The organism is Caminicella sporogenes DSM 14501, assembly GCF_900142285.1.
In the GTDB taxonomy this organism is placed as follows: Bacteria; Bacillota; Clostridia; order Peptostreptococcales; family Caminicellaceae; genus Caminicella; species Caminicella sporogenes.
The window spans coordinates 128,484-140,032 of record NZ_FRAJ01000003.1; the positions used below are offsets into that span (position 1 = coordinate 128,484).

Consider the following 11,549-nt stretch of genomic DNA (forward strand, 5'->3'; position numbering starts at 1 on the left):
CCTTTGCTTATATTTATTGCTAGAATAATGAGTTTGGATCTACAATAAGAGCAATTTGACCATTTCCTAAAATCGTTGCACCAGCAATAATTTTTATTCCTGATAAGTATTTTCCTAATGATTTTATAACTATTTCTTGCTGTCCAATAAGGTCATCAACTATTAAACCAGCCATTTTTTCACCTTTTTTAACAACTACTACAATTAGTTCATCTTTTCTAGCAGGTTCTTTTTTAACTTGAAGAATTTTATTCATTCTCAAAATAGGAAGCGTATTATTTCTATATAAAACTACTTCTTGATTTTGAACTTTTCTTATACTATCTGATTTAATAGTAGTAATTTCCTTAATTGAATTAAGTGGTAAAGCATATTTTTCATCACCTATTACTACCATTAAAGCCTGAATAATCGCTAGAGTTAAAGGTAATCTTATAATAAACTTTGTTCCCTTATTTAACTCAGAATGTACTTCAACTAAGCCTCCTAATGATTCAATCTTTGTTTTAACTACATCAAGTCCTACACCCCTACCTGATATATCAGAAATTTTTTCAGCTGTACTAAAACCGGGCTTAAATAAGAGGTTAATAAGTTCTTGTTCATTCATATTTTCTGCACTTTCTTTTGTTATTAAATTTTTTGAAATAGCTTTTGCTTTGATTTTTTCAAGGTCAATACCTTTTCCATCATCTTCTACTTCTATTACAACGTTATTTCCATCTGGATAAGCTCTTAATGCAACTGTTCCAGAATCAGGTTTATTTAATTTTTTTCTAGTTGCTGGATCTTCAATACCATGATCTATTGAATTTCTTATCAAATGGATAAGAGGATCTCCTATTTCATCAATAACAGTTCTGTCTACTTCTGTATCTTCTCCAGTCATATTTAATGTAATATCTTTTCCTAATTCCTTTGATAAATCTCTCACCATTCTTGGAAATCTATTGAAAACTCTTTCTATAGGAACCATCCTTACTTTCATTACAGCATCATGTAAACTTGTAGTAATTCTTTCTAAGTACTCTACAGCTTCATTCATGTTTTGCTTATTTCTTGTATTATCCATATCTTCAAGTCGTGTCTTTATAATAATCAATTCACTTACAAGATTCATTAAATTATCCAATCTGTCTATATCTACTCTGACAGTTTTTGAAGTTTTACTTCTTCCCTTTGTTATTTTGTTATCTTTTTTACTATTTGATAATTGTGGCTTAAAAGCATTATTAGCTTTTAAATCTTCTTTATTTTTATTATTAGAAGTATTTTCCGGCATAATTTTTTCAACTATTACTTCTTCTATTTCAGATATACTCATTATTTCTTTTTTTAGCGTTTCCATATCTAATTTAGTTACATAAATAAGCTCAAAAGAATCATCGAATTTTTCATCTTCTATTTCTTCAGGAGTAGGTTTTGATTTGATAATTTCACCATCTTTTTCTAATGTATTAAATACTATAAAAGCTCTTGCAGATTTTAACATACTATCTTTATTTAAAATTACTTTTACTTTATACGCTGAAAATCCTTTTTCATATGCTTTACTAATAACATTATCTGTCATATATTCAGTTTCTATAGTAATTGCATTATTAACATCATTTTCTTTATCATCTTCATTACTTTCCTCAAGAACTTCTTTCTGATTATCTTCAGCTTTTTCAATATTTTTAATTTCAGAATCTTTATTTTCTATAATCATACGCAATTTATTTACCAGTGAAGTAGAATCTAAATTTCCCTCTTCTCCAGACTTAGACAATTCATTTATGTATTCTTCTAATGTATCAAAGCACTCAAACAAAATATCAATTATATGTTCAGTCACTGATATTTCTCCATTTCTTATCAATTGCAAAACATTTTCCATTTCGTGAGTTAAGCTAGCTATTTTATTAAAACCCATTGTTCCTGACATTCCCTTTAAAGTATGGGCTATTCTAAATATTTCATTTAGTAAATTTAAATCGTCTTTAGAATTTTCTAAATCTAACAGTAATTGATTCATACTTTGCAAGTGTTCTTTTGATTCATCAATAAAAATATCCATATATTGACTCATATCCATAACTTATACCTCCATAGCTTTTATTATTTCTTCACTTATTTTATCAATAGGAGCTACTACATCTACAATTCCAAGTTTAATAGCAGCTTTAGGCATACCAAACACCACACAGGTTTCCTCATCTTGCGCTATAATAAATCCATTATTATCTTTCAAATTTTTAAGACCATTTGCTCCATCAGAACCCATACCAGTTAATATAACTCCAATTACATTGCTAATATTAAGTTTTGCTATAGAATCTATCATATAGTCGACAGAAGGTCTATGTCCAGATACAGGAGGTTCTTTACTAAGTTTGATTTTATAAGACATACCTTCTCTTATTAATTTCATATGATAATCTCCAGGTGCAATATAAGCATGACCAGCTAAAAGTACTTCATTATCTTCAGCTTCTTTTACATTAATTTCAGAAATGCTATTTAATCTATCAGCTAAAGATTTTGTAAATCCTGGAGGCATGTGCTGTACAATTAAAAAACTAGCATCTATATCTTTAGGTATATTCGGTAAAACTGCTTGTAAAGCTCTAGGACCTCCAGTTGAAGTTCCTATAGCTACAATTTTCTTGAAATTATTAGTTTTAATATTAAGATTTGATACAGATTTTATATCTTTTTTTCTGCTAGTAAAAACTTTAGAGTGTGTTACAGTATGTTTTGTCAAATTTACTTTAGAAGCAACCAAAATCTTTTCTATAAGTTGATTTTTTACATCATCAGCATTTATTTTAAAAATACTAGATGGTTTAGGAATAAAATCTACAGCTCCATATTGCAGAGCTTTTATAGTGGCATCTGCACCTTCTTTTGTTAAAGAACTCAGCATTAAAACTGGTACCGGATTTTTTCTCATTATTTGTTTTAGTGCCGTCAGCCCGTCCATTACAGGCATTTCAACATCTAAAGTAACCACATCAGGTTTTAAATCTGCTATTTTTTCAATAGCTTCTTTTCCATTTCTAGCTGTACCTACAACCTCAATATTTTCATTAGTACTAATTATATCAGATAAAACTTTTCTCATAAAAGCCGAATCATCAACTACTAAAACACGTATCTTTGCCATTTATATCAATCCTTTTTTTATAATTTTTCTTTGTTTTTTAAAAATAAAGGATATAATTTTTTTTCTAATACTTTCATCAATATCGACAAATTCTATTCCTATATCGTATTTTGAAATTGAATCTGGAACTTTTTGACATCTTACAACTTTTCCATTTAACTCTATAGTTTCATTATCAAGTGGTATAATGCATTTTAATAAACGATTTAGATTTAACTTTTCTTTACAAATTATTCTTATTCCCCCACCACTTATATCTTTTGATATAGCATTAATTTGTTTTACTTCATTTTCATCGTTATTTATTTCAATTATAACATTTAAAATAATATCAAGTCTAAAAAATTCTCTGCGCTGCATTTTTCGAATAGAACCTGTTTTATTTATATAAAGTAAAGGTATTTTATCTTTATTTTCTCTTTTTATTACTTCTCCAAGAAAATAGTATTTTCCTCTGTTTTTTTTGCAAAATATTACGTTTAATTTTTTTCCTACATGAATCGGATAAAATCTACCCTTATAAATAGGAGTAGTAATAACAATTACATTATCAGAATGTATATTAGCTACTGTACTTTTAATAGTTAAAGAATCTAAATCTTTATTAATTATTTCTATTTCTATATTGTCTCCTGCCTTTATTAAAGAGCTAATATTCGAATTCAAAGATATGCCCCCTCTTCACATTAAGAATTGCTGAATAATTTGTTGACAAATTTCTGAAAACCATTAAAAGTTCTTATCTTTGTACTATTGTTAATTAAATTTAAAGCAATAAGTTCAATACCTTTACTAGATAAACTATTTGGATACTGTATTACAAAAGGTTTTTGTTCTTTTACAGATTTTTTCACTGTCGAATCTTCATAGATAAATCCTAAGTTTTCTAATTCTAAATCAAGAAAACGTTTGGTAGCTAAATTCATTTTATTAAAGACTTCATAACCTTCTTTACTCGTCTCAACTCTATTGATGACAATTTTTATTTTTTTATTTTTATCTTTAATGTTTTTTATAACAGCATATGCATCAGTTATAGATGTAGGTTCAGGAGTAACAATCAAAATCATTTCATCAGCAGCATCGATAAATGAAATTACAGAATTATTTAATCCTGCCCCTGTGTCAATCAATATGTAATCTGAAATATCATTTAATAATAGAAAATTATCTATTAAAATTTTAACTTTTTCTTTTGGTAAATCAAGCATATCTATAATACCAGAACCACCTGATATGATATTTATTCCATTAGGTCCTTTAATTTTTATATCGTGTATATTCATCTCTTCCTTTAATACATTTGCCAATGTATATTTAGGAACAAGACCAAGTACTACATCTATATTGCCTAAACCTAAATCTGCATCAACTATTGTAACTCTATTATTAAATTTACTCAATATAATCCCTAAATTAATAGTGAAATTTGTCTTTCCCACTCCACCTTTTCCACTAGTAATAGTTATAACTCTTGCGCTATGTTCTTTATTAAATTTATCATCTTTTTTATTAGACAAATTACTTTTATTATCTTTATAATTGCGAATGAGTTTTCTGAGATTATATGCTTGATCTTTCATAGTATTCACCCACAATACTATTAGCTATTTGTTCAGTATTGGCAACTTCTATATCATCTGGAACACCTTGACCTGTCGTTATATAAGATATTGGTTTAGATGTCAAAATTTTTGCATTTAAAACATTTCCAAATAAACTTGCTTCATCAAACTTTGTAAAAACTAATTTATAATCATTTAAAAAGTTATATGAATTTATTATACTTTTTACATCATTGTATGTCGTAGTAAGACTTATCAGTAAAAATACTTCAGGTGATTTTACAAATGTAATAAGCTTTTCAAGTTCTTCTATAAGTTTTTTATCTTTATGATTTCTTCCTGCAGTGTCAATTAATATGAAATCTTTATTAGAATAATTATCTATTGCTTGTTTTAATTCTTTTGGCTCATATATTACAGTTAAAGGAATATCTAAAATTTCGCTATATGTTTTGATTTGTTCTACAGCTGCAATTCTATAAGTATCTGCTGTTATCAATGCCACTGATTTTTCATTTATAAGTGTAAATTTAGAAGCCAATTTTGCAAGTGTAGTTGTCTTTCCAACTCCAGTTGGTCCTACAAAGAAAATAATTTTTTGTTCCGAATTTTTACTATCTATTTCATATGGAGTCCCTAAAATATCTTTGATTATCAGTTTAATAGCTTTTCTTATAGACTGTTCATTTTTATCTGAAATGCTAATTTGACGGCTCACAATGGACAAAATTTTCTCTGTCACAGGCTTTGATACATTATTTTCAATTAAAATATTTTCATACTTTTTAAGAATATCTGATGAAGAACTATTTTGAGTAAAATTTATTTTATCAATAACTGTATTTATCATATCTTTTAAAGTATTTATTTGAGAATTTAAATTTTGAATTTGATTATAATTAGTAATCATATTGCTTTTTGTATTCCTATCAATATAGGAAGATTTATTTCTTGAAAAATCTTTACTTGAATCTACAGCTGCAATTACTTCTATTAAAGGTTTTTGTAAAAAGCCCCTTATTCCGGGTTTCCTTATCTTTCGAGTATGAAGAATTATTGCATCCCTACCTAATTCACTTTTTATTTTGATCATGGCTTCTTGAATATCTTTTGCAATATATCTTTTAACTTTCATTATATACTCACCGTCCCAACAGATTGCACTTCGACATTTGGATCTATTTCGCTATATGATAACACAATCAAATCAGGTATAACCTGTTCAGTTAAATTTTTAAAATAAAATCTTACAACTGGAGCTGTTACAACAATAGGAGGTTCTCCAATAGATATTAATTTTTTTATTTCATGTGATAAATTATTTATTATTACCTGTGTAACATTTGGTTCAAGAGCCAAATAAGAACCATGTTCAGACTGCTGTATTGACTCCATTATGAGTTTTTCTAACTCAGGGTCTAAAACTATTACTTTAGCTTTTTTATTAGGAATATATTGTTTTGTTATAGCTCTCCCTAGAGATTGTCTAACATATTCAGTAAGCATATTTGTATCTTTAGTAATTAAAGCATAATCAGCAAGAGTTTCTAAAATAGTAACAAGGTCTCTTATGGATACATTTTCACGCAATAAATTACATAAGACTTTTTGTATTTCTCCTAAACTCATCAGTTTTGGTATTAATTCATCTACAAGAGCCCCATGAGTTTCTTTAATATTATCAATTAATGATTTTACTTCTTGTCTGCCTAAAAGCTCATGTGCATGTTTTTTAATTACTTCAGTCAAATGTGTAGATATTATTGAACTTGGGTCTACAACAGTATATCCCAATATTTCAGCTTTTTCTCTTTCATCTTCTGGTATCCACTTAGCTGGCAGTCCAAAAGCAGGTTCTACTGTATCTATTCCTTCTATTTCTCCTTCAGCAGTACCGGGATTCATAGCTAAAAAGTGATTAAACATTATACTGCCCTCAGATACTTCAACTCCTTTAATTTTTATTACATATTGATTAGATTCTAACTGTATATTATCTCTTAATCTAATCATTGGTACAACGATTCCAAGTTCCATTGCTATCTGTCTTCTAATCATTACTAATCTGTCAAATAAATCTCCACCTTGATTTGGATCAGCTAAAGGAATAATACCATATCCAAATTCCAATTCTATCGGGTCAACTTGTAAAAGAGGAATTACATTTTCCGGCTTTCTTATTTCTTCAACCTGTGCTTCTTCTTCCTGTACAGTTTCTTCACTTACACTCTTTATAATAGCATTTCTTAATGTAAAACCAAGATATAAAAATGTAGCTGATAAAATTAAATATGGAGCACTTGGCAAAGGTGTAAAGCTCAATACTAAAAGCACACCTGAAAGTATAAACATTATTTTAGGCTGATTAAATAATTGAGTTATAACATCATTTCCCAAATTGGAATCAGAAGCTGCTCTTGTAACAACAATACCTGTGCCGGTAGATATTAATAAAGCTGGTATTTGACTTACAAGTCCATCACCTACTGTCAAAAGAGTATACTTTTGAAGTGCTTCACTTAAAGGCATACCTTTTATCAGACTTCCAATAACAAATCCAGCTACTATGTTAATTATTGTAATTACAATACCAGCTATGGCATCACCTTTGACAAATTTACTTGCACCGTCCATAGCACCATAAAAATCAGCTTCTTTTTGAATTCTCTTCCTTCTTTCTCTTGCTTCACTTTCAGAAATTAGTCCCGAATTTAAATCGGCATCTATAGCCATCTGTTTCCCAGGCATAGCATCTAAAGTAAAACGAGCAGCTACTTCTGAAACCCTTTCAGCTCCTTTTGTTATAACTAAAAATTGAATTACTATTATTATAATAAATATAATAAATCCTACTATTGGATTATTTCCTATTACAAATTGTCCAAATGCTTCTATTACATCACCTGCAAAACCATCTTTTAATATATATCTAGTAGTAGAAATATTTAAAGATAATCTGAATAATGTAGTTATCAACAACAAAGAAGGAAATATTGAAAACTGTAAAGGCTCTTTATTATATATTGAAATTAATAATATTAACATTGCTAAAGATATATTTATACTAAGCAATAAATCCAAAATAACTAAAGGAACTGGAATTATGATTATCAGTACTATTGCAATTATTAACAAGGCAACTACAATATCGCCAAATTTCATCAAATATCCTCCTATAAATTATTTTTTAAACTATAAATATATGCTAAAACTTCAGCAACTGCTTGATACAATTCCGGAGGAATATATTCTCCTATTTCCACCGTATGATATAATGTTTGTGCCAAAGGTTTATTTTCATATAAAGGAATATCATTTTCTCTTGCAATTTTCTTTATATTTTGAGCTATAATATCTTTTCCTTTTGCTATAACTTTTGGTGCATCATCAATTTCCTCATTATAAACTATAGCAACTGCAAAATGTGTTGGGTTAGTTATGATTACATCTGCTTTCGGTACATCTTGCATCATTCTCTTCATTGATATTTGACGCTGTTTTTCTTTGATTTTTGATTTTATTAAAGGGTCACCTTCAGTTTGTTTAAATTCTTCTTTGACTTCTTGTTTCGACATTTTAAGTTCTTTTTCATATTCCCATTTTTTATACATATAATCCAAAATTGCAAGAAATAATAATACTATAAAACATCTAAAAACTAAATTAAAAACTATCTTCCAAAGATATTTTACTATTTCTAAAATTTCCATATCAAATACATTTAAGATATTATAATACTCTTTTTTTAAATAGCTTGATACTATATAAATTAATACTAAAGTTTTAAACAGTGATTTAATTAATTCCACAATAGATTTAATAGAAAAAAGTCTTTTGAAACCATTTATAGGATTTATACGATCAAGTTTAAAATTTAATGTCTTAGTGGTAAATAAAAATCCTACTTGCATATAACTGCATAAAAGTCCTATTATTAAAGAAATAAATAAAATAGGTAATATTAATTTTATAATCAATATGAGCATACTAATAAAAAAAACCTTTAAATTTTCAAATCGAAAAAACAAATCTACATTTGAAGTATAACTCATTATTTCTATATAAAATTTATATATTTCTTTTATCCAGTATTTACCTAAAAAGTTTATTGCCAGAAAAACAAAAAACAGAATAAAAGCAGAATTTATTTCTCTAGTCTGTAGAACTTGTCCCTTTTCTCTAGCTTCACGTCTCCTTTTTGGAGTTGCTTTTTCTGTTTTTTCGCCTGAAAAAAGCTGAAGATTAATATTAAAACATGTCATTGTATCATCCTTTTTAAGGAATACTTTTGATTATAAATCTTATTGTATCAATTAAAATATCAAAAATATTTTTAAATATTTTAAAGTACAAAGGCAAAGCTATATAAATTGTCAAAAGACCGATAAAAATCTTTAGAGGCATTCCAACTATAAATACATTCATTTGAGGAATAGACCTAGAAAGAATTCCAAGTAAAACATTCGTAATAAAAATAGTAACTATTATTGGAGCTGCAATTTTAAAACCAATGATAAAAGATGTTCTCATCAGTTGAGTTACTTTACTTATCAATAATAAATCATAAAACCTATACCCAATCGGAATAGTTCTAAAACTCTGTATAAGAGCTTTAATTAAAATATGATGTGAATCTGTAAGTAAAAAAATGAGTATTGCTATCGTATAATATAAATTAGCTGATACTGGCATTTCTGATTCATCCTGAGGACTGATTACATTAACTATTGAAAAGCCTATATTTCTGTCTACAATCATACCTGCTACATATATAGAATTTAATATTAGTAGAGAAATAAACCCAAACATTAAACCATTTAAAAATTCTAAAACTAAATAAATAAATAATACTGTAAAATTATTTATAACCAATTCGTTTGGAAAATCTATTAACGGAAAAACGATGTAAGTAAAAAAAAGAGAAAAACCTATTTTGACAGTATTCGGTATATTGTTACTGCCAAATAAAGGTGTCATCAAAAATATTCCACTTATCCTAATAAAAATCAGAAGAAAAAATACTGTATATTTTAATAAATCCATCGATTTATATTCATTCCCCTATTTTACAAAATTATTTATATTTGAAAATACAAAATTTGCAAAGTCAATAGCCTTTCTTAAAAGCCAAGGACTAAAAATAACTAAAGAAATAAATACGGCTAGAATTTTAGGAACAAAGGCTAAAGTTGCCTCTTGAATTTGAGTAGTTGCCTGAAATATACTTACTGCTAATCCTACTAAAAGACCAATTAAAAGCATAGGAGCTGACAGCAGTATTATATTTAACATTGCATGTTGAAATAAATCTAAAATTATATTTTCATCCATAAAAACACTCCTATTTAAAACCTAAAAGTATATGTTTTATAATTAAATTCCAGCCGTCTATACTTATAAATAATAATATTTTAAAAGGAAGTGAAATCATTACAGGTGGTAACATCATCATACCCATAGACATAAGAGTACTAGCTACCACCATATCTATTACAATAAAAGGAATAAACAAGAGAAAACCTATACTAAAACCGGTTTTCAATTCACTTATTATAAATGCAGGAATTAAAATTTTAGTAGGTATTTCATCTAAATTTTTAGGTGGATCCATATCTAAAATGTTGACAAATAATGCAATATCTTTTTGTCTAGTCTGTTTGAACATAAATTCTCTCATAGGCTTCATAGTATTATCAAAAGCTTGTTCTAAAGATATTTCATTATTTGTATAAGGTTTAATGGCATCTTCATTAATTTTTTCAAAAGTAGGTGCCATAATAAAGAAAGTTAAAAACAGTGCCAACCCTATCAATACCTGATTAGGTGGCGTAGACTGTGTTGATAAAGCCTTTCTTAAAAAGGATAATATTATAATTATCCTTGTAAACGAAGTAGTCATTATCAAAATAGAAGGTGCTAAAGAAAGAATAGTAAGAATTAAAATCACTTCAATTGTATTAGATACTTCTTTTGGATTTTTTGCCTTATCAATTCCTATAGATATTTTAGGTATTGTAAATTGAGAATCAGCATAAGCATTTATTCCACTAATAAGATGAAACATAAAACAAAATATAATTAAAATCAATATTATCTTATTAAATTTTTTCATCATTTCATCCTTACCTACTAACTAGTTGTAATTTTCTTTGAAAGTATGTCCATCAAATTACTATGTTTGTCTTTACAATCTACATCTTTTTCATTTGAGTTTATAGAATCTATTTTATCAATAACTTGAGCACCATTTTTAGAAATATAAATTAGATAATAATTCTGAAGCAGCTTAATTAATAAAAATTGTTTATCAACTCCTAATGTCAATCTTTCAATTATTTTTATGTTTTTATTTGAATTTATACTTTTATATTTCACAGATATTAAAAGTGTTGTTATATAAGCTAATAAGATTATTAATACAGATGAAAAAACAATCTTAAATAATACTATCTTCACAAATACCTACCCCAATACTTTTTTAACAGCTTCTAAAACTCTATCTGCTTGGAACGGTTTAACAATAAAATCTCTAGCTCCAGCCTGTATAGATTCTATAACCATTGCTTGCTGTCCCATTGCAGAACACATAACTATTTTAGCATTTGGATCAATCTTTTTTATTTCTTTAACAGCTTGTATACCATCTACTTCAGGCATAGTTATATCCATTATAACTAAATCAGGATTTAATTCCTTATATTTTTCAATTGCTTTTTGACCATTTTCTGCTTCACCAACTACCTCGTATCCATTCTTTGTCAAAACATCTCTTATCATCATTCTCATGAATGCTGCATCATCAACGATTAATATTCCATTTGCCATATTAAATCCTC

General features: G+C 27.3%; 12 protein-coding genes. All 12 read right to left on the bottom strand.

Annotated features, from left to right (window positions below):
• Positions 1-19 precede the first annotated feature (19 nt).
• From BUA90_RS00670 to BUA90_RS00725, 12 genes are read right to left on the bottom strand one after another with little or no spacing between them, the layout of a single operon-like run.
• On the bottom strand, positions 20-2,077 hold the full coding sequence (locus BUA90_RS00670; protein ID WP_072965457.1) for a chemotaxis protein CheA: 2,058 nt from the start codon (positions 2,075-2,077) through the stop codon (positions 20-22).
• Between the two features lie 3 nt (positions 2,078-2,080).
• A complete protein-coding gene (locus tag BUA90_RS00675; protein WP_072965458.1) occupies positions 2,081-3,148 on the bottom strand; it encodes a protein-glutamate methylesterase/protein-glutamine glutaminase in 1,068 nt (355 codons plus the stop codon).
• Entirely contained in the window at positions 3,149-3,814 is a 666-nt protein-coding gene (locus BUA90_RS00680; protein ID WP_072965459.1) for a flagellar brake protein, read from the bottom strand.
• A gap of 20 nt (positions 3,815-3,834) precedes the next feature.
• Positions 3,835-4,731 (bottom strand): MinD/ParA family protein, encoded by an 897-nt coding sequence (locus tag BUA90_RS00685; RefSeq protein ID WP_072965460.1) that lies wholly within the window; start codon positions 4,729-4,731, stop codon positions 3,835-3,837.
• On the bottom strand, positions 4,712-5,848 hold the full coding sequence (gene flhF / locus BUA90_RS00690; protein WP_072965461.1) for a flagellar biosynthesis GTPase FlhF: 1,137 nt from the start codon (positions 5,846-5,848) through the stop codon (positions 4,712-4,714). The genes BUA90_RS00685 and flhF overlap by 20 nt, the downstream gene beginning before the upstream one ends.
• Positions 5,848-7,875, bottom strand: coding sequence for a flagellar biosynthesis protein FlhA (flhA, locus tag BUA90_RS00695; protein ID WP_072965462.1), 2,028 nt, complete (start codon positions 7,873-7,875; stop codon positions 5,848-5,850). The genes flhF and flhA overlap by 1 nt, the downstream gene beginning before the upstream one ends.
• 11 nt (positions 7,876-7,886) lie before the next feature.
• Positions 7,887-8,975 carry a flagellar biosynthesis protein FlhB gene (flhB, locus tag BUA90_RS00700; protein ID WP_072965463.1) on the bottom strand — a complete coding sequence of 363 codons (1,089 nt, stop codon included), beginning with the start codon at positions 8,973-8,975 and terminating at the stop codon, positions 7,887-7,889.
• A gap of 13 nt (positions 8,976-8,988) precedes the next feature.
• Entirely contained in the window at positions 8,989-9,756 is a 768-nt protein-coding gene (fliR, locus tag BUA90_RS00705) for a flagellar biosynthetic protein FliR (RefSeq protein WP_072965464.1), read from the bottom strand.
• Between the two features lie 18 nt (positions 9,757-9,774).
• Positions 9,775-10,044, bottom strand: coding sequence for a flagellar biosynthesis protein FliQ (gene fliQ, locus BUA90_RS00710; protein WP_072965465.1), 270 nt, complete (start codon positions 10,042-10,044; stop codon positions 9,775-9,777).
• 10 nt (positions 10,045-10,054) lie between these two features.
• A complete protein-coding gene (gene fliP / locus BUA90_RS00715; RefSeq protein WP_072965466.1) occupies positions 10,055-10,825 on the bottom strand; it encodes a flagellar type III secretion system pore protein FliP in 771 nt (256 codons plus the stop codon).
• Positions 10,826-10,842: 17 nt separating this feature from the next.
• Positions 10,843-11,169 (bottom strand): flagellar biosynthetic protein FliO, encoded by a 327-nt coding sequence (locus BUA90_RS00720; RefSeq protein ID WP_072965467.1) that lies wholly within the window; start codon positions 11,167-11,169, stop codon positions 10,843-10,845.
• Positions 11,170-11,175: 6 nt separating this feature from the next.
• Positions 11,176-11,538, bottom strand: a complete 363-nt coding sequence (locus tag BUA90_RS00725) for a response regulator (RefSeq protein ID WP_072965468.1) — start codon at positions 11,536-11,538, stop codon at positions 11,176-11,178.
• Between the last annotated feature and the right edge of the window lie 11 nt (positions 11,539-11,549).